A 24,917-nucleotide genomic window follows, 5' to 3' on the forward strand; every position below is an offset into this window, starting at 1 on the left:
GCTTCCTCCTAGCTATTCCTCGGATAGTTCATCGTCACGCAGGACACGCTGCCCCACCGTCTCTGGCTGTACGGCCGAAAGGATGACGTGATCACTATCTGTGATGATGACAGCTCTTGTTCGCCGACCATATGTAGCATCCACCAGCTTATCCGCCTCACGGGCAACCGTGATGATCCGCTTGATGGGAGCCGATTCAGGAGAAACGATCGAGATGATCCTGGTTGCAGAAACGACATTCCCGAACCCAATATTAATCAATTTCAGACTCATACTGCTTCTCCCTTCTTGCTGTACTGCTCGTTTGACTGGCGCTGCAAAATAATTATAATGATCTCTCTTATCGGAAAGAGGGATGATTATAATTATTTTACCTTTATCATCAAAATAAATATATTTTATTTCATTTGATGGATATCGTTAAGATAAATATATCTTATTTTACTTAACAGCAATCATCAAAATAAATATCTTATTTGTTTGATGGCTATCTTATACATTATAAGTATAGTCATTCATAAACTCAACACTATTCTATATTTTGCACTTGCTCTTTTATTTTCTCCAGCTCCGATTTCAAATTGACAGCGATTATACTGATGGAGGAATCCGTCGACTTCGAACCGATCGTATTCACTTCCCGCTGCATTTCCTGCAGGATGAAATCGCATGTCCTGCCGACTGGCACATCTTTGTCCAAATTCCTGGCAAGCTGATCCAAATGGCTTTCCAAGCGGGTGATTTCTTCGGTTATGTCTCCCTTTTCAGCCAATAGCGCTATTTCCTGATACAGACGGCTGGTTTCCGGCAGTTCACCAGCTACGTAGCTTATGACTCTGTCTTTGATACGCTGTTTATAAGCTTCCATCACTTGCGGCCGCAAAGCTGCCAATTCTTTCAGCATCGCCCTGATGGCAGTCATTCTTACCCTGATGTCTCTTGCCAAAGCAGCTCCTTCTGTCAATCGCATTTGCAGGAAGGATGCCAATGCTTCTTGCAGCGCTCGATCGACTAAATCAGGAAGTTCCAAAAGCTCCGGCTGCGCATCCTCGACAAGGATATCGGAAGATTGTGCAAGCAATGTATCCAAATCGATATCACCTTGAAGATCAAATGCCGTCCGTAATGCTTTCAGCTTATCCATATATGCCTCGGCTAATTCCCAATCAATGGATATTTCGCGTTTTCGCAAAGCACCGCCATCCAGGTCCACCGTCAATTCCAGTTTTCCTCTGCTGACAGCTTGCTGGATTTTCTCCTTGACAGCTGATTCCAGAAAAACAGCAGCTTTTGGCAGCCTGAACTTCATATCCAAATAGCGGGAGTTGACACTCTTCAGTTCTGCCGTCACTGTCAGATTGCTTTCAGATGCCGTACCGCTTCCGTATCCTGTCATACTTTTCGTCAAGCTGATCCCTCCGGCTTTGTAGTAGTCACAGTGTATCAGAATGGAGGTTGTTTGTCGTGTTACAGGATTCCAAAAAGAAAAAGCACACTGCACTAGGCAGCATGCTTTACACCATCATTTCTTTAAAAATCCAAACAGCACGGTCGGTATCGCACTAAGCCCCAGTATCAGCAGCCAGTCTCTCATGATCAAGTCTGTCGTATGGAAGATCGGCTGTAGCGGCCCGACATATATGACAGCAAGAAGTAACACGAGTGACGATATAACGGCGCCTATGAGCCACATATTGCCGAATGGGTTGCGGGCAAATACCGATTTCTCGCTGCGGCAGTCAAAGACGTGAATCAGTTGTGCCATGACGAGTGTTGCGAAAGCGGTAGTCTGGGCATAAACGAGCCTGTCCGGATTTCCCATATACATCAGCATAAAAGCGATGATCGTCACGGATCCGATCAGAATTCCGCGGGTTACGATCTTTGTGCCGAGTCCCCTGGCGAATATGCCTTCGTTCGGATGACGCGGTTTCTGCTTCATCACTTCATCTTCTGCTTTATCCATACCGAGTGCAATGGCAGGCAGACCATCTGTCACCAAATTGACCCATAATATCTGAATCGGAACGAGCGGCATCGGCAGTGCAAGGATCATGGCAAACAGCATCACCAAGATTTCCCCTACATTGGATGCCAGCAAATAGCGTACAAACTTCCTTATATTCGAATAGATGGTCCGGCCTTCCTTGATGGCTGCTTTGATGGTGGCAAAGTTATCATCCATCAATACAAGTCCGCTTGCTTCTTTCGCAACATCCGTCCCAGTCACACCCATGCTGATGCCGATATCACTCGCTTTGATTGCCGGCGCATCGTTGACACCATCACCTGTCATCGCTACGATATGTCCGGCTTTTTGCAGTGCTTGTACAATCCGGAGCTTGTGTTCTGGCGTGACACGCGCGAACACATACATGCGGTCGACCTCTGACTCCAGTTCTTCATTTGACATATGGTCCAGTTCCTTGCCTTCCACCGCTCTGCCAGCTGGCGGCAGGATATGCAGCATATTGGCAATCGCAGTGGCCGTCTTTACATGGTCACCCGTGATCATGATTGTTTTGATCCCAGCTTTTCGGCAGTCGATGATTGCATCTTTTGCTTCTTTACGCGGTGGGTCGATCAGTCCATTGAGTCCGATGAAACTCATATCTTTTTCCAGCTCATCTTCTTTAGGATCATATCCAGCCGGGAATTGGCGGATACAGATTGCAATCGTCCGAAGCGCTTTAGCCGCCATCTGATCGACAGCTTCATATAAATTCTGCTTATCCTTGGCAGCAAGCAGCTTTTTATCTATTCCCAGAAAGGCTGCTTTTTCGATTAAGACGTCCGGTGCTCCTTTGGTGATGGCAATCTGTTTGCCATCAGGCGTCCTAACCAGGACTGTCATCCGTTTGCGCTTAGAATCGAATGGTATTTCGTGCAAGATGTCGTAGCCCGAGAGCTTTTCTTCCTCGATCCCTGCTTTTTTGGCTGCAACGACCAAGGCGCCTTCTGTCGGGTCGCCATCGATCATCCAGCGCTTCTTTTTACGAAATACCTTGGCATGACTCGAGAGCACTCCATAACGAAGGAATTCGTGCAGTGATTCTTCTTTGGCATCATGTCCATCCCGGAAGAAACCTCCGGAAGGATCATAGCCATCTCCGGTAACTGTATAGGTTTTACCATCAAGGTAAATTTCTTTGACTGTCATTTGATTTTCTGTCAGTGTTCCGGTTTTATCTGAACAGATAACTGTGGCTGATCCTAGTGTTTCGACGGCAGACAGTCGTCTGACGATCGCTTTTTGCTTGATCATCCGCTGAACACCGAGGGAAAGGGCAACAGTCACGATTGCCGGGAGACCTTCCGGGATGACAGCTACCGCAAGTGATACACCGGCAATCAGCATCTCATATATAGGATTGCCCCTGTAAACACCCGCCAAAACGGTCAAAGCTGTCAGGAGCAAGGCAATCACAATCAGGATCTTCCCAAGCTTCTCGAGTCTTTTTTCAAGCGGTGTCTGCTTTCGTTTCGTATCGACAAGCAGCTCGGCAATCTGGCCGACAACTGTGTTGGAGCCGGTGCCGATGACAATGCCGGTGCCGCTCCCTCTTGTGACAAGGGAACTCATGAAGGCAATGTTTTGCTGATCCTGAGGTCCAAGCTGATCGGCATCAAGTTTCTCTGTCACTTTGGCTACCGGCAGTGATTCGCCGGTCAGTGCTGACTCTTCCGTTTCGAGACTTGTGACACGTATCAAGCGCAAATCGGCAGGAACCCTGTCACCTGCAGACAATGACACGATATCGCCCGCAACAAGCTCCGCTGACGAAATTCTCGACCACTGCCCATCACGCAGCACCCGTGCCATCGGTGCATTCAATTCTTTTAGCTTGCTGAGTGATTTCTCGGCATTCCGCTCCTGAAAAAAGCCGATGAGCGCATTCAGCACGACAATCAGCAAGATGGCAATACTATCGATATATTCCCCAAGCAATCCTGACACGACTGTTGCAGCAAGCAAAACAAGCACCATGAAATCCTTGAATTGGCCGAAAAAAAGCGCAAGCTGGGAAACACTCTTCTCCTCTTTCCATTCATTTCTTCCATCCCGCTTCAGCCGCTGCTGCACTTCCTTTGTGCTAAGGCCCTTATTTGGATCGGAATTTGTTTGTTTTGCTGTTTCTTCTGCTGAAATCTGATACCATCGCACATTGCATACCTCCACCCTTATTTCTAAAGTAAATGTATGCGTGCTTGTCCGATAAAATGCTATACTAGCAAAGAATGAGGTGAAACATATGGCATTTGACGGAATCGTGACCAGAGCAGTGGCCAAGGAACTCCATGACACATTGGCGACCGGCCGTTTATCAAAAATATACCAGCCAACCGATACAGAAATCGTGCTTACTTTCCGCAGTCAAGGAAAGAACCACGCACTTGTCCTGTCGGCTCATCCAAGCTATGCACGTGTGCATATCACAAAGGATACGTATCAAAATCCCCAGAATCCCCCGATGTTCTGTATGCTTCTACGCAAGCATCTGGCAGGCGGATTCTTAGAAAAAGTAGAGCAATTCGAAAACGAACGAATCATCCAGCTGAGCTTCATCAGCAAAGATGAGCTTGGTGACACAACATCAAAACGCATCATCATGGAAGTGATGGGCAAACACAGCAACATCATGCTGGTCGATAATGAAACAGACATGATCATCGACAGCATCAAGCACATATCTTCCAGCGTGAACCGGCACCGTACCATCTTGCCAGGTCAGACATACAAGCTGCCGCCGAGCCAGGAAAAGCTGAATCCATTTACTTTGGAGGCCTCAGAGTTTGCGCGTAAGCTGGACTTTAATGCAGGAAAGATGAACAAACAGATATTGAATATGCTGCAAGGTGTATCCCCTGTTTTAGCCAATGAACTGGCGGAGCAGGCATATATGGGTGATAAAGAAAAATATGCAGCGGTTTACACTAGTTTCATCGACAAGCTGAAACGCGATGACTATGAGCCTACTTACTTTAAAGGAAGAAAAGAAGACTTTTATGTCATGGACCTCCCATCGATCGAAGGCACGCGCGAGCATCATGATTCGATGAGTGAGCTGATTGACAGCTTCTACTCCGGCAAAGCGGAGCGCGACCGTGTCAAACAGCAAGCAGGCGATCTCATTCGCTTCCTGAAAAATGAACGGGAAAAAAATATCCGCAAGCTGACCATTCACGAAAACACGTTAAAAAAAGCAGAAGAAGCAGATATCTATCAACGTCAAGGCGAATTGCTCACTGCGCATATGCATCAAATCAAACAAGGTGATACCGAAGCCGTTGTCGTGGACTACTACGATCCAGAACAGCAGCAGCTCACCATCACACTCAACCCGCATAAAACACCGAGTGAAAACGCCCAGAGCTATTTCAAACAGTATAATAAGCTAAAGAAATCGCGGACAATGGTCGAGTTGGAGCTTGAGAAAACGAATGCGGAAATCGCCTACCTCGATCAGCTTATCCAGCAGGTCGAAGGCGCTCGTGAACAGGACGTCGAGGAAATCCGTGAAGAATTGCGCGAGCAAGGCTATTTGAAGGCAAAAGCGCAGCAAAAGAAAAACAAGAAACCGAATCTTCCGCAACCGGAGACGTACACGGCAACCGACGGAACGACAATCCTTGTCGGTCACAATAATAAACAGAATGAATACTTGACGATGAAGCTTGCCAACAAGCAAGACACCTGGCTTCATACGAAGGATATTCCAGGATCCCACGTAGTAATCCGTGCGACCGAACCGTCTGAGGAAACATTGGAAGAAGCAGCTAAACTCGCTGCATGGTTCAGTAAATCCAGACTTTCCTCTTCGGTACCGGTAGATTACACAAAGATTCGTCATGTGAAGAAACCGAACGGCGCAAAGCCCGGTTTTGTTACGTATGATCAGCAGAAGACGTTGTATGTGACTCCTGATGAGCAGTTTGTAAAACGTTTGGCAAATAAATAAGGAAGTGCGCTCTCGCAGCGCGCTTCCTTATTTTATTACCTTATAATAAAAATTACCCGCAAGATAAGTTCCAAACGCATCCTGTGCAAAGTCCGGCACTTCTCCGAACAGTACATAATCCTCGGACTGATAAAGCTTATTAGCTGGTCCTTCTTTTTCCGTATCCAATAGTAACAACGTTTTGCCATCTGCCTTCGCAACTTGCTCGGCATGCTGAAGCAGCTTTCTTGCAACGCCTTTCCTTCTCGCCTTTGTACTTGTCATCAATTTTGCTATTTCCGCTCGATGCTGGCCGTTTTCCTTGTCGGTGTATTGCAGCTGAACAGTTCCTGCGATTTGACCATCGATCAGTCCAATGAAGAGCCGGACATTTTCAGAAAGTACGCTATCCCAATAGTTAAATGCTGTCTTATCGCTCATTGGATGCAAATAATTCATGGATGCACCACCTGCGACGATTGATTGGAATAAACTCGATAGTTCTTCTATATACATCTCCATTTCAACAACTTCTTTGATTTCCACAGTTACTCTCCCATCTCATATAAGTTGTTTGCTTCTATGTATTGCTGTAAATTAAGCTTACCATTCTAAAGATAACGCATATGTCTCTCAGAAACGAATGTTTTGTTATATATCCTTACATGATCGTTCTACATCAAGATTAAATTGCATACTATATTCATATGATTATTAGCGCTATTCATAAGTTATTCATGATTTAAAATTCGGAGGAAAATCCTAATAAACCATTATAAAATATAATTTTTCAACAGGTCGATAGTTTAGATCTTATCCATAGCACGAACTGTTATTTAGCTGGAATAAATTAATTTTAGGATAAAAGCAGATTTACCCCACCCATTTCAAGTATAATAAAGCCTATTCGGATAATGCATAAACTATTTCTAAGAGATAATTCTATACATAGATGAAAAACCAAAAAAAGAGGTTAAAAAATGAGCGAAATGAATTTTGCTGATTATCAGATCAGCGAAGAAATACAAAGAGCACTAACAGTATTAAAGTATAAATCCCCAACCGAAGTGCAAAGCAAGGTCATTCCTTTAGCACTGGAAAATCAAGACCTTGTCGTTAAAGCGCAAACCGGGAGCGGAAAGACTGCATCCTTTGGTATACCTGTTTCCGAGCTGGTGGCATGGGAAGAAAAGAAACCACAGGCCTTGGTCCTTACCCCGACAAGGGAGCTTGCGGTGCAAGTGCGTGAAGATATTACGAATATCGGACGCTTTAAACGTATTAAAGCAGTGGCTGTCTATGGGAAAGAGCCTTTTAAGAAACAAAAAGATGAATTGAGTCAAAAAACACATGTAGTCGTTGGTACCCCAGGTCGTGTAATGGATCATATTGAACGGGAAACGCTAGCTTTGGATCAAATCAAGTATCTGATCATTGATGAGACTGACGAAATGCTGAACAGAGGTTTCATTGATGAAGTGGAAGCAATCATAAAAGCATTGCCCACAGACCGAGTAACAATGGTGTTCTCTGCTACCTTGCCAAGAGATGTTGAAAATCTTTGCCATAAGTATATGAAGAACCCTACGCATATAGAGATTGCTTCAACTGGCGTCACAGCTGATACCATCGAACATTCTTTAATCGAAGTAAAAGAAGCAGATAAAATCTCACTTCTCAAAGACGTTACAGTCGTTGAAAATCCGGACAGCTGCATGATTTTCTGCCGGACGAAGGAAAACGTTGATACTGTATACAATGAATTGAATGAAGCTGGTTATTCTTGTGAACGTCTCCACGGCGGACTGGAACAAGAAGACCGATTTGCGGTGATGGAAGGCTTCAAGATGGGTAACTTCCGCTACTTGGTAGCTACTGATGTAGCTGCCCGAGGAATCGACATCGATAATGTCAAACTTGTCATCAACTATGATGTACCGATGGAGAAAGAGTCCTACGTGCACAGAACTGGAAGAACCGGCCGTGCCGGCAATAAGGGAACAGCGATTACTTTTGCTACACCTTATGAAGGAAAATTCCTTAAAGCAATTGAAAGATACATTGGCTTTGATTTACCGGAAACAGAAGCTCCATCCTCCCAGGAAGTAGCTCGCGGGAAAGCTGCATTTGAAGAAACGCTGAACAGTAAGCGCGTGGTTAGAAATAACAAAACAGCACGAATCAATCAAGATATCATGAAACTACATTTCAATGGCGGTAAAAAGAAGAAGATCCGCGCGGTTGACTTCGTTGGAACAATTGCCAAAATACCTGGTGTCACTGCAGAGGATATCGGTATCATAACTATCCAGGATAACATGTCTTATGTTGATATCCTGAATGGTAAAGGCTCGATTGTTTTACAAGCAATGGAGAAAACCACTGTTAAGGGTAAGAAACTGAAAGTGAGCAAAGCGATTAAATAAAGCTCTGACGTGAAAACGTATTTTCCCTTCACATTTAGCTTGAGCACTTCTTTCGTAGCAAAAAACCAGACTGTAAATATTCTGTCTGGTTTTTTTGCATTCTTTGATGATTTTGTATACTAACTTGATCTGAATAGAAATGATGGATGCAGGTGAATTCACTAAGTTTGACTTACATTTCAACCAATCAGTCTTAACAGCTTAGTCTATCTTTCTCCCTTTACTATGGATAGAATGGTGATGGTGCTCAATATAAAAATCGTACCAATCCACTCTGCTAACCCAAACGGGATATGAAACCATAGAATGGAAAGAAATGTTGCGGCCAATGGTTCAACAGAAGCAAGCAAGCTTACTTTAGAGGCAGCAATATAAGTTGTACTTTCAAGATAAAAATAAAAAGCAATAATCGTACCGAAAATGATGACAAATAGCACTGCTGCTACAGAAGATAATGTCCATTCCCCTTGTACTTGCCATGGCGGTCGTACGAAGCTGAAACTAACGGCGCCAATCAGCATTCCCCAACCTACGACAATCTTAGCCCCCCAGTCCGCAAGCAGTCTTAATGGCTGTAATGTATAAAAACTTAAAGCAAATGCTGACGCAACACCCCAAAAAACGGCCCATCCCGATATGGATAGAGATTGGAGATTCCCTCCTGTTACCAAAAGAAAAGTACCTATGATTGCTATTACAACAGAAATAATGATTGTAAACGATGGCAGGCATCTTGATCGCAACGCTACATAACATGTGATGAGTGCTGGCGCTAAATACTGCAGAATGGTTGCAGTTGCTGCATTTCCGTGTTCAATTGCAGCAAAGTATGTATACTGTACGGCAAGCATCCCAAAAATACCGAATAATACAATACTAACCGCACCATGCTTGCTTCTCCAGACAGCCCACACTTTCTTCCCTTCTGTTACAAAGGCAATCGTCAATAAGACGACTCCAGCTGCTAATAATCTCACCACTGTAAGCCACTCCGTACTGAACCCTTTTTCCTGGAACAAATATTGCGCTACTGTTCCTGATACTCCCCATAATGCAGCTCCGGTGAGTACCAATACAATACCTAACACACGACTATTCCTCACCTAATATCCCCCTCAATCTGTTACAATAATGCCATCATAAATAAATCAGCGCTATTTTTATACTAAATATTTATATAAAAATATAACTATATTGAGGTTGGAGCATGCAAATCAAAGATTTCTTGATCAATTCGCAATTAGAAGAACAAACACAGCACAAAACAGTTGAACTGCCAATAGCATGTTATTGCCTCTCCCCACTCGCTATTAGCACAGGATTTGCATATTAAATATGTGCACCCTTATATTCAAGCAACTAATCTAGCTTATATTAAAATAGGAACAGAGGAAGATTGGGAAAAGAATATTTTAAAAGCCATAATGGACATGCATCATTTGATACAACAGCAGGCACCTTTTTTCGAAATCAGCGTCATGCATCACCTGAATTATATATGGCAGAACTTAATCATGAATGGTATAAAGTTGGAATACAAAGAGACTGACATGATAAAGAGCCAGCGTATGAAACAAATGCTCCATTATATCCATTGTCACTACAATGGAAAAATGAGTCTATCCGATATCGCCAAAGCAGGGCAGCTAAGCCGTTCCGAGACTTGTCGTTATTTTCAGCGAATCGTAAAAAGATCCCCTTTAAGCTACGTAACTGATTATCGTATTAAAAAAAGCATGCTCCTTCTACGGGACCCGGATGTAAATGTCACAGAAGCAGGCTATCAAGTTGGATTTAATAGTACCAGTTATTTTATCGCTAAGTTTCGTGAATCTGTCGGGATGACACCTTTAGCTTATAAGAGGAAAAGTAAGTAGGTAAAAGACAGGTTATAATGTAATCTCGTCATGTAAAAGGGAGTTGAGTGTGCACACTCATATCCTCTTTTCCATTTCAATATGAAATGAAAGCCTGGCACATAAGTGTCCAGGCTTTCATTAATCATCGTAAAGCGATTTCAGATATCCTTTTATGATCTCCTAAGTCCCGCGCACCATTTGGGCTGAATATGATACCCTCTTCAATCTCTTTGTTCTGACATGTTACTTCACCAGGGATCATAAACGCACGATACGATCAAGTACTTACTTGCGAGTCATAATCCCTGATTCACTTCATCTATTAGAATCTCTACGGGATGGATATTCATACCTGTGCATACAATTTGGAATTGACGCTCATTTCCTCTGTACTTTCTGTTTAATCTACATCTTTTATAGTTAATTTTTGTTCAGGTGTAAAACTAACGTATTCAAAAGTTTCCTCACCATCGATGACACTACTATACCCTACTTCAGCTAGATAATAATCGATGGATTCCCTATTCAATTGCTTCTGGATTTCCTGGCTCTGTTGCAGCCTTTGTTCTTTCGTCAAATCTCCCTTTTCAATTTCCAGCATAATGAGAATCGGCTTTGGTGTTTTCAGCTGCGGTGTCCATTCCTCGGCAACTTTATTGTATACTTCCACATTGGTAACCACTGAATCGACTTGCGGCACTTTTTTCTGGAGGAGTGTTAGAATATGTCTCTCAGCATCGGCATTTAGCTTTTCGGAAGCATTTTTATCTATTTTTGATTCATGGATCGTATCGCTGTAAACTTCATACGGTTCGAGAGCGGAGACATAGAACGTATAGGTGGTTTCAACTCCTATTGTATCTTTATTTTCAACTTTGAAACTATAAGTGCCATCGGTCCATCCATACCCCACCTTCCGCTTGATCTCATAGTCCATGTCCGGATAAGTTTGTTCTAAAAAATCTTCCAGGCTCTCCTTTGCTTTTTCTTTGTCAGTTGTATTTCCGCTCATTTGCATGTAAGCGAATAAAATGGCAGCAATCAATGCAAGTGCAATCAAACTGTATATTATTTTCTTTTTCATAATTAACTTTCCTCTCTGATTTTAATAATGCAAAAGCCGATAATGATTCCGATAAAGGTAACTAGCAGGTGGATAACTAATGTCGTCAACGCTATCTGAAGAGCTTCCGAAAGATTATCAGCATAAAACTCGCCGAACCAATCCGTTAAATATAATAGGCAATTCCATATGAAGTTAGGTATGCCCGCAAGCAGGACGGCAACGAGGACCGATCGGTAAAACAGATACGTGACTGCCCCCAAAATGGCGTAGGTCAGGATAAAACCACTGTTGTCATTTCTAATGGTTGAGCTCATTGCCAATATAAAAGCGATTGCTACAAAGAAAATCTGTATTGTCATCAATTTTACAGTTATTCTCTTAATCATTTTCTTGGAAGTACCACCGCGTTTTACTTCCGCCGGCAGTGGAATTTGTGATTGCTCTGCGATATGGCGGCATTCTTGGCAACTTTTCAAATGTTCCTCGATAAATTGTTTTGTCTCCAGCTGCAATAAGTCTTCTTCGTATAAAGGCAATAAATCTTGCACAATCGTACACTTTTTGCTCATAAAGTCACCTCCATTAATTTTTGTATCCTTAATTTCAACCGGTGAAAAGTCACACGCGCATAGTTCTCTGATTTGCCGATCAAGACGCCAATTTCTGCAAAACTCAGTTCTCCATAAATACGCAGCAATATGATTTCCCTTGAGGTATCATCCAGTTTCGAGACATGATGTAAGAGTATTTTTGTATCTTCATTGATTTCTGCCAATTCTTCCAGTGAATGAATTTCAGCCTCTGGAATCTGTGCAAGTTTTTGCATTAAGCTTTGTTGATACTTGTTTTTACGATAATGTTTTTTTAATAAATTAGTCGCAATCGTGAATACCCAAGTCGACAAGGTGGAACGTCCATTAAAAGATGCGATGTTTTTACATGCCTCATAAAAGGTATCGTGACAAAGATCTTGAGCAGTCATCCGATTTCCTGTCTTGGAATAAAAAAATGCATAGATTTTCGGATAGATCTCTTCATATTCTTTCTCAAGCTTATTCATAGCTGCCCTCACTTTCTTGTTGCTCGTAGTATTAATACCTTGAGCATCTATTTCGTTACAATATTTTTTATTTTTTTGTTACTATTCGGGAAGAAATTCCTTGAACAGCAAAAAAGAGAACTCCGGGCCTGTGCCGAAATCCTCCATTTTGTTATTTATGTATTATGCACTTATGATAATTACTCATATGATTTTGATGAATCAACTGATTTGAAATAGCTCTTGCTAATTGGAAGCAACTGAATAACAAGGATTTTTTTTATAAAAGCAAACACCCTATATAAAAGACAAAATTGTTCATGTTTTACTTTACCTTAACTCCATTACCCTTTCAACCTTCGTTTCCCAAAAGAGAATTCCGCAGCTAATTCTCCATATAATGGTTATGGAACCTGCCCTGTTTCAATCTTAGTCAAGTTGCCAAGCTGTGTGATTCGGTAGCCTCAGGAAGAAAATGAATTCTGTGTAACTTATGGCAGACAAGGAGTCCAATCCAAGCCAGGCATAATTCGATCAAGTCATAAATTTATAGGATATATGGATGGCATCCCAGCAGCACATACACCTTCTCTCTTATTGATAACTTCATTCGACAAACAAAGTGCTAAAGGCACTAAGTCTAACTTTTAAAAACGCGGTTACTAATAAGGGTTTCCCGGAAATCTTATACCCGCCATTTGGATTAGAGACTATCGACACTGGTATAATTGACCAGAAGATTTTACAATATTATATATGTAAAGATTTAGGAGGAAATGACATGAATGATTTTGGCGAACTTTTGTATGCCGGTAAGACAGATAGTAATAAAAATGGTTATGGATTCATCATCACTGGAATTATCCTGTTTGTCGGCACTTATTTTATGTACACGAAATGGCTGTTTATAGCATTTGGGTCTGTGATGGTACTCTTCGGGATATATCTGCTTTTATTTAAAAGAGGCGACAAACTATCAATCTATGAAAATGCAATCGTAATGAATCTGAACGGTCAGGAGTATTCCATCCCAAAAGAACAAATAAGCCATATCGGATATCAGGAACTGAAAGTCAGAAGAAGTCCGATTGTGAATTATTATCCAGTAATTGTATTGAATGATCAGCAGGAAATTATGATTAATAAGGCGTTTAATACGGTTATTAATAAGGATTTCAGGAAGGTAATCGAGTCGTATGTTTGAATAAGAAGGAGCAAAGAACGGGCAGGCATCAATTTTGGTGATTGCCCGTTCTTTGCTCAATTTAGGACTCAATTAGTGTTGCATAAAGAGGAAACAAATAACCAATCATCTTAAATTTTTTCGTTTAAAAGTTCTAAAAGAAATTTAGTTTTGCTTTGCTTTCGGATATCCAATGAGTATAGCGATAATTCCACAGATTCCTACTAAAATCGGATAAATGCAGTATGGTATTATACTGATTGGCGATATTCCTGCTACAGTGGCAGCAGCTAAAAATTGTGCACCATATGGTATCAGACCTTGTATAGAGCAAGAAAAAAGATCTAATATACTAGCTGATTTTCTTGGCTCAATTCCATACTTATCCGCAATATTTTTAGCAAGTGGACCAGTAATAAGGATAGCTATCGTATTATTAGCAGTTGATAGATCTGTAAGACTAACTAGACCGGCTATGCTAAATTCAGCACCTTTTTTGGATTTAATCCTCCGTGTTGTGAGTTGTAGAAGAAAATCAATTCCACCATTGTATTTAATAACCTCAACCATTCCTGCTATTAATATTGCAAGGAAAGCAATCTCATACATGCCGGCCATTCCATTGCCAATTTGTTGAATCAAGTTCAGAAGGTGATAACTTCCATCCAATAAGCCTACAACACCAGCAAGTACAACTCCCAAAACCAGAACGAGGAATACATTTATACCAATCAATGCAAAAATGATCACTAAAATATATGGCATAATTTTGATCCAGCTATAACTTAAGTGTTCAACGTGTCCAGATTCTCCCCATGTTAAAAAGCCCAAGATAACACATGTGACAATGGCTGCTGGCAACACAATCAAGAAGTTGACTTTGAATTTATCCTTCATTTCTGCGCCTTGTGTCCGAACCGAAGTTATTGTTGTATCCGAAATGAACGATAAATTATCCCCAAACATAGAGCCGCCAACAATGGCACCCATCACTAATGCCACGGAAAAATCGGTTTGTCCGCTTATTCCTACACCAATTGGTGCCAGTGCAACTATCGTGCCTACAGACGTACCCATTGACAACGAAATAAAGCAAGCGATTACGAATAAGCCTACAATAAGAAAATTTGGAGGTACGATCGATAAAGTGAGATTGACAGTAGACTCTACTGCTCCCATACCTTTTGCAACCTCCGAAAATGCTCCCGCTAAAACAAATATAACAACCATCAACATTACATTTGGATTTCCTGCGCCTTTGCAAAAAATATCAACCTTTTTAGTGAGCGATTCTTTTCGATTCATCGCCAACGCTACACCTGCTGAAATAGTAATCGCCACTATGACAGGGAAGGTATAGAAATCACCTGTAACAATTCCTGAGCCAATAAATAAGACCAAAAAAACAATAAATGGGATCAGAGCCCATGGATTTGCCTTCTTCACTGTTCCACCTCTTTTGAAATTTTACTGCAAAAAAATAACCTCTTCCCAGATTGCAAAGAAGAGGCTTTATAACTATAAAACACTCTTCTTATCTATCAAGCTTTAGCTTTCTGGATTTGGCACAGCAACTTAAAGAATTAAGTTCCGCTGCCGAGATTTCACAGGGCCAGTCCCTCCATCTCTCTCGATAAGAAGATAATATATTTTTTTGTCGCAATAGATAGGATTATACACACTACCCCTATCTTTATCAACTAATATTTTTGGAATTTATTCTATTAATAAGTTAAGGACAGATTGTTCTTACTGTTGTTAATCTCCAGCTTTCACCAACTGTGTACTTTTATGAACTTGTCAATTACATGATTGATATATAATTTTCTGAAGGCGCTAAAAGAAACGTTTTAAAACGTGGTTATCCAGATTGGATTGTAAAAGAATAAAAGGGAACTAACACTATACAATCAGAGACTAACTAGTTTTTTAGTTACACTGAAACAAAAAAAGGGTGCATCTCTGCACCCTCCTACAATGTATTACGCCATTCCAACAGCCCTTGTTTCTCAGTTGTTGTGATCTTCCCTTTTTCGGCGAGTAATACAGCCAGTTCATCAAAATTAGTCAACGTCTCGAATGACACATCAATTTCTGAAAAGTTATCATCTGCTTTCTTCAAATTATAGCTGAAGATTGCCAATACCTTCGTCACAATTGCCCCTGCTTCCTGCAGTGCTTGAACTGTATTGATAACAGAGCCTCCCGTGGAAATCAGATCCTCGATGACGACGACATGTTTTCCTGCAACATCAGCTCCTTCGATCTGATTGCCTTTTCCGTGTCCTTTTTTGCTAGATCTGACATAGACCATCGGCAGATCTGCTTTATCAGCAAGCCATGCTGCATGCGGAATTCCGCCAGTGGCACATCCTGCGATAATTTCCGTCTCTGGCAATTCAGCAAGCTTAAGCTGGAACTGACGCGCTATTGCTGTTCTCACTTCAGGATGTCCCAATGTAAGGCGATTATCGCAGTAAATCGGAGAATGGATACCGGATGCCCATACGAATGATTTGGCTGGATCAATTTGAATCGCGCCTATGTCAAGCAATGCTTCGGCGATATTAGTTGTAGTTGTCATAGTCATTCCACTCCTCGATTACTTGTTTGTAAGCTTGTTTTGGATCAGCTGCAGCTGTTACACTTCTGCCGACCACGAGATAATCTGCTTGCATTTTTCTTGCACTTGCAGGTGTTGCGATGCGGTGCTGATCATTTTTAGCAGTACCGGCAAGCCGTATTCCTGGTGTGACAGTTAGAAAGTCAGGTCCGCAGGCTGCTTTGATGCTGGCTGCCTCATGTGGGGAGCAAACAACCCCATCAGCACCTGCTGTACTGGATAACTCGGCTAGATGCAGCGCATAAGCCACAAGCTCCATCGGCTGCTTCAGGTCCCTCTCTACCGTTTCTTCATCCATCGACGTCAGCATCGTGACAGCTATTAACTTAGGTATCTTATTTTTTGCGCCTAGCAGCAAACCTTCTTTTGCTGATTCGATCATTTTCGCTCCGCCCAACGCGTGAACATTCAGCACATCCACATCAAGACCTGCTAAATTGCGCATGGCGCTTTTAACCGTATTCGGGATGTCATGCAGCTTCAGGTCGAGGAAAATTGGATGGTTATTCTCTTTCAAACGGTGAATGATGGATGGACCTTCCCGGTAGAATAGCTCCATTCCGACTTTTACCGGAACCTCAGCCAGCTCATGCTGTCTCAGGAAATGCAGCGCTTCTTCCCCTGTCGGAAAGTCAAGCGCGAGATAAATTGGTGCTTGCATGTTCATGCCCCTTTCCGATCGCATCCTCCACACTTGTAAATCCATACTTCCGCAACACTTCCGGCAGGGTATCGATTATTTCAGGACAGACGAATGGATGCTGGAAATTGGCCGTACCGACTGCAACCGCCGATGCGCCGGCCAGAAGGAATTCCAGCACGTCCTCTGCCGTCGTGACCCCACCCATACCGATGATCGGCAAATCAGTCATTTGGCGTATTTGGTAGACCATACGAATCGCTACCGGTTTTACGGCAGGACCGGATAATCCACCTACATTGTTCGCCAGCAAGGGGGTTCTTCCAGCCAAGTTGATTTGCATACCTGTCAGCGTATTGATCAGTGACAAACCATCCGCCCCGCCTTCCTCGACTGCACGGGCAATGGCCGTTATGTCGGTAACATTCGGTGAGAGTTTGACGTAAAGTGGCACATCACTCACTTCCTTCACCGCAGCCGTAACCTTTTTGGCAAGCTCTGGATCGGTCCCGAACTGGACGCCCCCTTCTTTTACATTCGGACAGGAAATGTTCAGCTCCAGTGCTTTGATGACTGGATGCCTGCTGATTTTACGTGCCACTTCCACATACTCTTCCACCGTGCTTCCTGCCACGTTGGCGATGATCGGCGTATCATAACCAGCTAAAAACGGTAGCTCTTTTTCCATTATTTGATCGACGCCAGGATTCTGCAATCCGATTGCGTTCAGCATGCCGGAAGTGGTCTCGGCGACACGCGGCGTCGGGTTACCATAACGCGCTGTCCCGGTTGCGGCTTTGATGGTGATGGCACCGAGCAGATTGAGATCATACAAATCAGCATATTCCTTGCCGAAGCCGAAACAGCCGGAAGCAGGCACAATCGGATTTTTCATTTCCAAGCCTGGAAGATTGATGTTTAATTTCATGAAAGCACAACCTCCTTCGCGCGGAAGACAGGTCCGTCTTTGCATATTTTCTTATAGCCGCTCTCACTTTCCGGTGCAGGAACGACACATGCAAAGCATGCGCCGATGCCGCAGCCCATCCGCTGCTCGATGGAAATGAAGCCTTGTTTGTCCGTTAATTGAGTGGAGACAGCTTTCAGCATGCCGGTTGGACCGCAAGTGAAATATTCATCAAACTCGATCTGATCTCTGGCAATGATATCGGTCACAAAGCCTTTTTCTCCTGCACTGCCATCGTCGGTTGCCAGATGATAGTTTCCAAGATTCCGGAAAGCTTCTTCATAGAAGACTTGCTCTTTGTTCTGGAAGCCTGCCACCATCGTGACTTCCACACCTTTTTCCCTCAGGCATTGCGCCAGGTAGTATAGAGGAGGAACACCGATGCCCCCTCCAACCAAAAGTGCCTTTTCCAGCTGCAAATCTTGTATCGGATATCCTTGCCCGCAAGGACCAAGCGCATCCAGCTGATCGCCGGGATTGGCTTTGGCAAGTGTATTTGTTCCCTCACCGAGCAGTTTGAAGATTATCGTTATCGTCGATTGCTGTTTATCCACACTCGCGATGCTGATAGGACGGCGCAGCATATGCTGGCTGCCTTCCCCTACAAGTAAATGAAGGAATTGACCGGGCAGGATATTCTCCTGCGCCATCTTTCCCTTGAATGTCATTTCCACTGTATCTTTTGCGATTGTTTTTTTACTGATGATCTCAAGATGCTCATGAATCAAGATGAAACGCCTCCTGCTACGACTGGCTTGGCAGTGAACGTCATCGATTCGATGATCGTTGCGATTGCCCTAGCTGTATCAAGGCTGGTCAGGCAGGCAATGCCATGCTCGACCGCTTCACGGCGGATGAGGAAGCCGTCAGATCTCGGCTGTTTGCCGGATGTTAACGTGTTGACGACGAATTGCACTTCGCCATTTTCAATGATGCTGATGACGTTCTGCTCGGATGCACCGACTTTTCCAACTGTCGTGACCGGGAGGCCTGCTTCTTCGACTGCCGCGCCTGTTCCCTCAGTTGCGTACAGCTGGAACCCGAGTGCGTAGAATAGTTTGGCAATCTGCATCGCTTCTTCTTTATCCTTGTCTGCAACTGTCAGCAAAATGGCTCCTTCTTGCGGTAATGACAAGCCCGAAGCAAGCAATCCTTTGTATAACGCTTTTTCGAGAGTGCGATCATGTCCGATTGCTTCGCCTGTTGATTTCATTTCCGGGCCGAGCAGCGTGTCGACACTGCGCAGCTTCTCAAAGCTGAATACTGGTACCTTGACATACACATCCTCTGGTTCTGGCAATAGTCCGGAAACATAGCCCATATCAGCCAGTTTTTCACCCAAGATTGCACGCGTTGCGATATTTGCCATCGTCACATGCGTAATTTTGGATAGGAATGGGATGGTGCGGCTGGCACGCGGATTCACTTCCAGTACATAAGCTTTGTTTTGGTGGATGACGAACTGGATGTTGATCAAGCCTTTTACTCTGAGTGCCTTGGCGATTTGCATGGTTGCTTCGATGCATTGCTGGCGGCATGTTTCAGATATCGTTTGTGTCGGGTAGACAGCGATGGAATCCCCGGAATGGACGCCAGCGCGTTCGATATGTTCCATGATACCCGGGATGATGGTCGTTTCCCCGTCACTGATGGCATCCACTTCTACCTCGATGCCCGTCAGATATTGATCGATCAGCACTGGGTGATCATGGCGCACATGTACGCGTTTTTCCATATAGTTCTGCAGTTCTTCATCGTTATAAACAATTTCCATATTACTGCCGCCAATGACGTAAGACGGGCGCACAAGTACTGGATAACCAATCTTTTCAGCAGTTGCTGCAGCATCTTCAAGCTTTGTGATGCTGGCTCCATCTGGTTTTGCAATCTGCAGTTCATCAAGCAATCTTTCAAATTTATCCCGGTCTTCTGCCGCATCGATTGCTTCTAGTGACGTTCCGAGAACTTTCACTCCCCGGCGCTCCAAACCTTCTGCCAGATTGATGGCAGTCTGACCGCCGAATTGCACGATCACACCGAGGGGATTTTCAAGATTCACGACATGCATGACATCTTCCAGCGTAAGCGGCTCGAAATACAGTTTATCCGACACACTGAAATCGGTGGAAACTGTTTCTGGATTGCTATTGATGATGATAGCTTCATAGCCCGCTTCCCTGATGGCCAGGACACTGTGGACTGTTGCATAGTCGAATTCAATTCCTTGTCCGATGCGGATTGGACCGGAGCCGAGCACGATCACTTTCTCTTTATCAGAAGCGACCGACTCATTTTCTTCCTCATAGGTGCTGTAGAAGTATGGTGTTTGTGATTCGAATTCCGCAGCACATGTATCGACCATCTTGTATACAGGCTGCAGCTTGTTTTCCAGACGGAACTGGTAGACCTTATCTTCTGCTGTATTCCACCAGTGGGCAATTTCCCGGTCGGAAAAGCCTTTCTGCTTCGCTTCTTTCAGTAGCTCCATGTCCCATGGCTGTTGAGCCAATCTGGTTTCCAGTTGGATCAGTGCTTCGATTTTCCATAAGAAGAAGCGATCGATCCTGGTCAGTTCATGCAGCTGTTCCACGGTATAACCACGGCGATAAGCTTCAGCGAGTATGAACAGACGCTCATCATCTGCTTTGACGAGTCGCTGCTCCATTTCTTCTGAGCTCATGCTCTCCAGACTGATGGATGCAAGCCCGTTTGCTTTATTATCAAGGGAGCGGACACCTTTCAGCAAAGCTTCTTCCACATTGCGGCCGATTGCCATTACTTCTCCGGTTGCTTTCATTTGCGTACCTAGTTTACGGTTGCCGCTAACGAATTTATCAAATGGGAAACGCGGCAGTTTGGCAACAACATAATCCAGTGCTGGCTCAAAGTATGCGTACGTCGTACCTGTCACGGGATTCTTGATTTCATCAAGTGTCAACCCGACAGCAATCTTTGCGGCCATCTTGGCGATCGGATAGCCTGTCGCTTTGGAAGCGAGCGCGCTGGAACGGCTCACACGAGGGTTAACCTCGATAATGTAATAATTGAAGCTATGCGGATCGAGAGCAAGCTGGACATTACAGCCGCCTTCGATTTGCAGTGCTTTGATGATTTTGATGCTCGCATTGCGCAGCAGCTGGTATTCCCGGTCACTCAGTGTCTGGGAAGGTGCTACGACGATGCTGTCACCAGTATGGATGCCGACTGGATCGACGTTTTCCATATTACAGACGACGATGGCTTGATCATTTTTATCGCGCATCACTTCGTATTCGATTTCTTTGAAGCCAGCGATATTCCGTTCGATGAGACATTGAGTCACTGGGGAGAGTGCCAGTCCGTTTTTGGTGATTTGCTTGAGCTCTTCCAGGTTGTAGCACATGCCGCCGCCAGTACCGCCTAGAGTATAAGCTGGACGGACGATGAGCGGAAAACCGATCTCTTCTGAGAATGCTACAGCACCATCTACTGTCGTCACGATTTGACTCTCCGGTACTGGTTCTCCAAGCTTGTGCATCAAGTCGCGGAATTGTTCACGGTCCTCTGCCTGCTGGATTGCTTCAAGGGATGTACCAAGCAATTCAACGCCGAATTCCTTCAAGATACCAGAGTTGTCCAGTGCCACAGCCAAGTTCAATCCAGTTTGACCGCCGAGTGTCGGAAGCAAGGCATCTGGTTGTTCCTTGCGGATGATTTTGCTCAGGAATTCCACCGTGAGCGGCTCCATGTAGACTGTATCGGCAACGGTGTGATCTGTCATGATCGTGGCAGGGTTTGAGTTGGCCAGAATGACCGTATAGCCTTCTTCACGCAGCGCCTGACATGCCTGTGTGCCGGAATAGTCGAATTCTGCCGCTTGTCCGATTACGATCGGACCGGAGCCGATGACAAGGATTTTCTGGATATCAGTACGTTTAGGCATAAGTTGCTTCCCCCTTGGCTGTTTGCTTGCTTTGTGCTGTCATTGTAAGAAAGTTATCAAATAGATGGCGGGTATCCTCAGGTCCTGGTGCTGCTTCTGGATGATATTGGACGCACATGACCGGATGAATCCGATGTTTGAGTCCTTCTACGGTACCGTCGTTCAACGCTGTTTGTGTCAAAACGAGATCTGTTGCAGCCAACGATTCTTTCGTGACCGTATAGCCATGATTTTGTGAGGTAAGATAGGTTTTTCCTGTCTCCAAGTCTTTGACAGGATGATTGGAGCCCCGATGTCCGAATTTTAGTTTCTCTGTGTCCGCACCGGACGCCAGCGCAATCAGCTGGTGGCCGAGACAGATACCGAAAATCGGTACTTGGCCGATCAGCTCACGTATGGTATTGATGGCAGGATCCACATCTTTTGGATCCCCCGGTCCATTCGTCAGCATGACACCATCGGGATTTAAATGAAGGATTTGTTCGGCAGTGTAATGCCAAGGTACAACTGTGATATGGCAGTCACGCGCAGCCAGTTCACGAAGGATGCCGTGTTTCATGCCAAAGTCCATGACGACGATACGCTTGCCGCGGCCAGGCACGACATAAGGTTTGGCAGTGCTCATGCGCTGCACTTGATCATTTGGGAGGGAAATGTTTTCCCAATCAGCAGTCGTTGCCAGTGTGTCAACCGCTTCTGTCAATCTAGCTTTCATTGCACCTTGCTTGCGGATGATTTTTGTCAGTTTGCGAGTATCGATACCTGCAATGCCTGGAATCAGATGGAACTTGAGGAAAGCATCGATTGTGTGCTGTTTCCGGAAGTTGGAAGGTGCTGCTGCCGCTTCTTTCACAACCAGTGCTTGAATGGACGGCTGGATACTTTCGAAATCATCACTATTGATACCATAGTTTCCGATCAGCGGATATGTCAGTGTAACGATCTGACCGCAGTAGGAAGGGTCGGATATAATCTCTTGATAGCCTGTCATTCCTGTGTTGAAGACGATTTCTCCAGTTGTTGCGCTATCGCTGCCGAACGCTGTACCTGTAAACACTGTACCGTCTTCCAGGATAAGTTGTCGTTTCTTCATTTTACCGCTTCCTTTCTGTACACGATTTCGCCGCCAAAGATGGTCATCGTCGGCTCTCCTTTGTAGCGCCAGCCGATAAATGGTGTGTTTGTTCCTTTTGATTGGAATCGAGATGGATCCACTTCGCCTTCTGCTTCCAGGTCCAATACAGCTATGTCTGCTGCTGCACCGATCTCAAAACGGCCATATGGAAGCCCGAATGCTTGTGATGGCTTGACTGTCAGCCAATCAATCAACTGATTCAGGGTAAAGATATTTGTTTCGACAAAATGTGTATAAAGCAGACTGAATGCCGTTTCGGATCCAACGATACCAAATGATGCATCCAGCATGCTGACATTCTTTTCTTCAGCAGTATGCGGTGCATGATCTGTTGCGATCATATCGATCGTTCCATCAAGCAGACCCTCGATCAGCGCCTGACGATCAGCATCGGACCTGAGTGGTGGATTCATTTTGAAATTCCCGTCATCGGTTTCGATGTCTTCGTCTATCAAAAGCAAGTGATGCGGTGTCACTTCGGCAGTCACGCGGATTCCAGCACGTTTCGCATCCCGGATCACCCGGACTGATTCTTTTGTGCTCACATGGCAGATGTGATAATGACAGCCAGCAGCTTCTGCCAGCAGGATATCACGTGCAATATGTACGGATTCGGAAACACTGTTGATACCGGGCAGGCCTAGCCGCTCGCTAGCTGTTCCTTCATGCATGACTCCTCCAGGTACAAGGCTGTCATCTTCGCAGTGTGCCACAACTGGAATTCCGAGCTTTGCTGCGCGCTGCATCGTCTCAAGCATCATACCGGCCGACTGGATGCCAAGACCATCATCGGTAAAGGCAAATGCTTCTGTCATGTTTTCCATGTCGACGATTTCCCGACCTAACTGCTGCTTCGTAATGGCAGCATATTGCAGGACGCGGATCACGCCGCTTTCTTCATTGCGAGCCATGATGGATTGCAGTGTTTCCGGACAATCCGGTGCAGGGCGAAGATTCGGCATGGCTGCCACTGTCGTAAACCCGCCCCGGGCAGCTGCTTTTGTGCCGGTTTCGATTGTTTCTTTTTTTTCTGCGCCTGGTTCACGCAAATGGACATGTACGTCCACAAAACCAGCTGTCACTAGCTGTCCATCCAAATCTTCCACATGATCATCTGCTGTTATTTCAATTTGTTCGGCAATTTCCGCAATGATAGCATCCTCGATTTTCACCATCACTTCTTCCAGTTTCTGATCAGCTGTTAACTGCTTCGCGTTTGTCAAGATTGTAGCCATGCTTTATTCCCCATCCTTCCAATAGTGTAATGATAACTGCCATCCGTGCTGCTACGCCGTTTTCCATTTGACGGAAGATTCTCGAGCGCGGCGCTTCAACGAGATTGTCGTCGATTTCGATACCGCGGTTGACTGGTGCCGGGTGCATGATGATACTGCGGGGCTGCATTCTCTTTTCTCTCTCTGCTGTCAGCCCATATTTCTTTAGATAATCCGCAGACTCGCCTTTTGTTTCGTGACGTTCAAACTGAATCCGCAGCATCATCATGACATCACATTGTTCCGCTGCTTGATCCATACTCAACACCGGGATCCCGAGTGTTTCATCCATCCATTCCGGTTTGCCTGCTGCAAAGACTTGTGCCCCCAACTTGCGCAAAGCCATCGCATTGCTTCTGGCAACCCGGCTGTGACGGATATCTCCGGCAATCACGATTTTCAAGTCCTTGAAGCGTCCATATTCCTGATAAATCGTCATCAGATCTAACAAGCATTGTGTCGGGTGCTCCCCTTTACCATCACCGGCATTGATGACCGGGATGTCCAGCTTCTCTGCGAGTATCGCAGCTGTGTTTTCCTCTGGGTGACGGATGACAAGGACCGAAGCTCCGATCGATTGAAGGGTCTTTGCAGTGTCATATACGGTCTCGCCTTTGGTCACGCTGGATGCCTCAGCGGCAAAGTCCAGCACTTCCAGGCCAAGTTTCCGTTCTGCTACGGTAAAACTCATCTTCGTCCGTGTGCTCGGCTCGAAGAATAGATTGGCTGCGAACAGCTGCTCCCTGTATCCAGATACCCCCTGTGTTTGTATGTCTGTGGCGAGCTGTACGAGCTGCAGCAGTTCTCCTGCAGTAAGATGCTTCATCGATACGAAATGCTTCAT

At 44.6% G+C, this 24,917-nt stretch carries 21 protein-coding genes and 1 riboswitch; of the genes, 4 read left to right on the forward strand and 17 right to left on the reverse strand.

Annotated elements, in window-relative coordinates; genetic code table 11:
• Positions 1–12: 12 nt before the first annotated feature.
• From remA to SFC66_RS10205, 3 genes are all read right to left on the reverse strand, one after another.
• The gene (gene remA / locus SFC66_RS10195; protein WP_411218573.1) at positions 13–273 is read right to left on the reverse strand and encodes an extracellular matrix/biofilm regulator RemA; all 261 of its coding nucleotides are present in this window, start codon (positions 271–273) and stop codon (positions 13–15) included.
• Between the two features lie 256 nt (positions 274–529).
• On the reverse strand, positions 530–1,408 hold the full coding sequence (locus SFC66_RS10200) for a YicC/YloC family endoribonuclease (protein ID WP_411218574.1): 879 nt from the start codon (positions 1,406–1,408) through the stop codon (positions 530–532).
• Between the two features lie 114 nt (positions 1,409–1,522).
• Complete coding sequence (locus SFC66_RS10205) at positions 1,523–4,165, reverse strand: cation-translocating P-type ATPase (RefSeq protein WP_411218575.1); 2,643 nt, start codon at positions 4,163–4,165, stop codon at positions 1,523–1,525.
• Positions 4,166–4,253: 88 nt separating this feature from the next.
• Between SFC66_RS10205 and SFC66_RS10210 the strand changes: the two genes are divergently transcribed.
• The gene (locus SFC66_RS10210; protein ID WP_411218576.1) at positions 4,254–5,960 is read left to right on the forward strand and encodes an Rqc2 family fibronectin-binding protein; all 1,707 of its coding nucleotides are present in this window, start codon (positions 4,254–4,256) and stop codon (positions 5,958–5,960) included.
• A 27-nt stretch (positions 5,961–5,987) separates the two neighbouring features.
• On the opposite strand, the gene SFC66_RS10215 is transcribed toward SFC66_RS10210, so the two are convergent.
• A complete protein-coding gene (locus tag SFC66_RS10215; protein WP_411218577.1) occupies positions 5,988–6,485 on the reverse strand; it encodes a GNAT family N-acetyltransferase in 498 nt (165 codons plus the stop codon).
• A 434-nt stretch (positions 6,486–6,919) separates the two neighbouring features.
• Here SFC66_RS10215 and SFC66_RS10220 point away from each other — a divergent pair, with 434 nt between their 5' ends.
• Positions 6,920–8,365 (forward strand): DEAD/DEAH box helicase, encoded by a 1,446-nt coding sequence (locus SFC66_RS10220; RefSeq protein ID WP_411218578.1) that lies wholly within the window; start codon positions 6,920–6,922, stop codon positions 8,363–8,365.
• 206 nt (positions 8,366–8,571) lie between these two features.
• On the opposite strand, the gene SFC66_RS10225 is transcribed toward SFC66_RS10220, so the two are convergent.
• Positions 8,572–9,468, reverse strand: coding sequence for a DMT family transporter (locus SFC66_RS10225; protein ID WP_411218579.1), 897 nt, complete (start codon positions 9,466–9,468; stop codon positions 8,572–8,574).
• Positions 9,469–9,702: 234 nt separating this feature from the next.
• Here SFC66_RS10225 and SFC66_RS10230 point away from each other — a divergent pair, with 234 nt between their 5' ends.
• Complete coding sequence (locus tag SFC66_RS10230; protein WP_411218580.1) at positions 9,703–10,242, forward strand: helix-turn-helix transcriptional regulator; 540 nt, start codon at positions 9,703–9,705, stop codon at positions 10,240–10,242.
• Between the two features lie 382 nt (positions 10,243–10,624).
• Here SFC66_RS10230 and SFC66_RS10235 read toward each other — a convergent pair whose 3' ends face one another.
• The 3 genes from SFC66_RS10235 to SFC66_RS10245 are packed head-to-tail and all read right to left on the reverse strand — an operon-like array spanning position 10,625 to position 12,350.
• The gene (locus tag SFC66_RS10235) at positions 10,625–11,308 is read right to left on the reverse strand and encodes a YfjL-like protein (protein ID WP_411218581.1); all 684 of its coding nucleotides are present in this window, start codon (positions 11,306–11,308) and stop codon (positions 10,625–10,627) included.
• 2 nt (positions 11,309–11,310) lie between these two features.
• Positions 11,311–11,859, reverse strand: coding sequence for a zf-HC2 domain-containing protein (locus tag SFC66_RS10240; protein WP_411218582.1), 549 nt, complete (start codon positions 11,857–11,859; stop codon positions 11,311–11,313).
• Positions 11,856–12,350, reverse strand: coding sequence for an RNA polymerase sigma factor (locus SFC66_RS10245; RefSeq protein ID WP_411218583.1), 495 nt, complete (start codon positions 12,348–12,350; stop codon positions 11,856–11,858). Before SFC66_RS10245 ends, SFC66_RS10240 begins: the two co-directional genes overlap by 4 nt.
• Positions 12,351–13,110: 760 nt before the next feature.
• On the opposite strand from SFC66_RS10245, the gene SFC66_RS10250 reads away from it, so the two are divergent.
• Positions 13,111–13,533, forward strand: a complete 423-nt coding sequence (locus tag SFC66_RS10250; protein WP_411218584.1) for a translocon-associated protein subunit alpha — start codon at positions 13,111–13,113, stop codon at positions 13,531–13,533.
• 144 nt (positions 13,534–13,677) lie between these two features.
• Here the strand turns inward: SFC66_RS10250 and SFC66_RS10255 are convergent, their stop codons facing one another.
• The 9 genes from SFC66_RS10255 to SFC66_RS10295 form a co-directional block, all read right to left on the reverse strand.
• Positions 13,678–14,958, reverse strand: a complete 1,281-nt coding sequence (locus tag SFC66_RS10255; RefSeq protein ID WP_411218585.1) for a Na+/H+ antiporter NhaC family protein — start codon at positions 14,956–14,958, stop codon at positions 13,678–13,680.
• Between the two features lie 85 nt (positions 14,959–15,043).
• Positions 15,044–15,152: riboswitch (SAM riboswitch) on the reverse strand.
• Between the two features lie 332 nt (positions 15,153–15,484).
• Positions 15,485–16,096, reverse strand: coding sequence for an orotate phosphoribosyltransferase (gene pyrE / locus SFC66_RS10260; protein WP_411218586.1), 612 nt, complete (start codon positions 16,094–16,096; stop codon positions 15,485–15,487).
• Positions 16,080–16,796 carry an orotidine-5'-phosphate decarboxylase gene (gene pyrF, locus SFC66_RS10265; protein WP_411218587.1) on the reverse strand — a complete coding sequence of 239 codons (717 nt, stop codon included), beginning with the start codon at positions 16,794–16,796 and terminating at the stop codon, positions 16,080–16,082. The genes pyrE and pyrF overlap by 17 nt, the downstream gene beginning before the upstream one ends.
• Complete coding sequence (locus SFC66_RS10270) at positions 16,768–17,703, reverse strand: dihydroorotate dehydrogenase (RefSeq protein WP_411218588.1); 936 nt, start codon at positions 17,701–17,703, stop codon at positions 16,768–16,770. The genes pyrF and SFC66_RS10270 overlap by 29 nt, the downstream gene beginning before the upstream one ends.
• On the reverse strand, positions 17,700–18,473 hold the full coding sequence (locus SFC66_RS10275; RefSeq protein ID WP_411218738.1) for a dihydroorotate dehydrogenase electron transfer subunit: 774 nt from the start codon (positions 18,471–18,473) through the stop codon (positions 17,700–17,702). Before SFC66_RS10275 ends, SFC66_RS10270 begins: the two co-directional genes overlap by 4 nt.
• Positions 18,467–21,664 (reverse strand): carbamoyl-phosphate synthase large subunit, encoded by a 3,198-nt coding sequence (gene carB, locus SFC66_RS10280; RefSeq protein WP_411218589.1) that lies wholly within the window; start codon positions 21,662–21,664, stop codon positions 18,467–18,469. Before carB ends, SFC66_RS10275 begins: the two co-directional genes overlap by 7 nt.
• The gene (locus SFC66_RS10285; protein WP_411218590.1) at positions 21,657–22,757 is read right to left on the reverse strand and encodes a carbamoyl phosphate synthase small subunit; all 1,101 of its coding nucleotides are present in this window, start codon (positions 22,755–22,757) and stop codon (positions 21,657–21,659) included. The genes carB and SFC66_RS10285 overlap by 8 nt, the downstream gene beginning before the upstream one ends.
• Complete coding sequence (locus SFC66_RS10290) at positions 22,754–24,034, reverse strand: dihydroorotase (protein ID WP_411218591.1); 1,281 nt, start codon at positions 24,032–24,034, stop codon at positions 22,754–22,756. Before SFC66_RS10290 ends, SFC66_RS10285 begins: the two co-directional genes overlap by 4 nt.
• Complete coding sequence (locus tag SFC66_RS10295; RefSeq protein ID WP_411218592.1) at positions 23,994–24,917, reverse strand: aspartate carbamoyltransferase catalytic subunit; 924 nt, start codon at positions 24,915–24,917, stop codon at positions 23,994–23,996. The genes SFC66_RS10290 and SFC66_RS10295 overlap by 41 nt, the downstream gene beginning before the upstream one ends.

Origin of the sequence: Terribacillus saccharophilus (assembly GCF_046592895.1) — a bacterium.
Lineage (GTDB): Bacteria > Bacillota > Bacilli > Bacillales > Amphibacillaceae > Terribacillus > Terribacillus saccharophilus_D.

Bases quoted from the DNA above. Each gene is read 5' to 3' on its own strand.
- SFC66_RS10245 (WP_411218583.1), bottom strand. From the start codon at position 12,350: ATGAATAAGCTTGAGAAAGAATATGAAGAGATCTATCCGAAAATCTAT.
- SFC66_RS10295 (WP_411218592.1), bottom strand. From the start codon at position 24,917: ATGAAGCATTTCGTATCGATGAAGCATCTTACTGCAGGAGAACTGCTG.
- SFC66_RS10220 (WP_411218578.1), top strand. From the start codon at position 6,920: ATGAGCGAAATGAATTTTGCTGATTATCAGATCAGCGAAGAAATACAA.
- pyrF (WP_411218587.1), bottom strand. From the start codon at position 16,796: ATGCAAGCACCAATTTATCTCGCGCTTGACTTTCCGACAGGGGAAGAA.
- pyrE (WP_411218586.1), bottom strand. From the start codon at position 16,096: ATGACAACTACAACTAATATCGCCGAAGCATTGCTTGACATAGGCGCG.
- SFC66_RS10290 (WP_411218591.1), bottom strand. From the start codon at position 24,034: ATGGCTACAATCTTGACAAACGCGAAGCAGTTAACAGCTGATCAGAAA.
- SFC66_RS10235 (WP_411218581.1), bottom strand. From the start codon at position 11,308: ATGAAAAAGAAAATAATATACAGTTTGATTGCACTTGCATTGATTGCT.
- remA (WP_411218573.1), bottom strand. From the start codon at position 273: ATGAGTCTGAAATTGATTAATATTGGGTTCGGGAATGTCGTTTCTGCA.
- SFC66_RS10270 (WP_411218588.1), bottom strand. From the start codon at position 17,703: ATGAAATTAAACATCAATCTTCCAGGCTTGGAAATGAAAAATCCGATT.
- SFC66_RS10250 (WP_411218584.1), top strand. From the start codon at position 13,111: ATGAATGATTTTGGCGAACTTTTGTATGCCGGTAAGACAGATAGTAAT.
- SFC66_RS10285 (WP_411218590.1), bottom strand. From the start codon at position 22,757: ATGAAGAAACGACAACTTATCCTGGAAGACGGTACAGTGTTTACAGGT.
- SFC66_RS10210 (WP_411218576.1), top strand. From the start codon at position 4,254: ATGGCATTTGACGGAATCGTGACCAGAGCAGTGGCCAAGGAACTCCAT.
- carB (WP_411218589.1), bottom strand. From the start codon at position 21,664: ATGCCTAAACGTACTGATATCCAGAAAATCCTTGTCATCGGCTCCGGT.
- SFC66_RS10240 (WP_411218582.1), bottom strand. From the start codon at position 11,859: ATGAGCAAAAAGTGTACGATTGTGCAAGATTTATTGCCTTTATACGAA.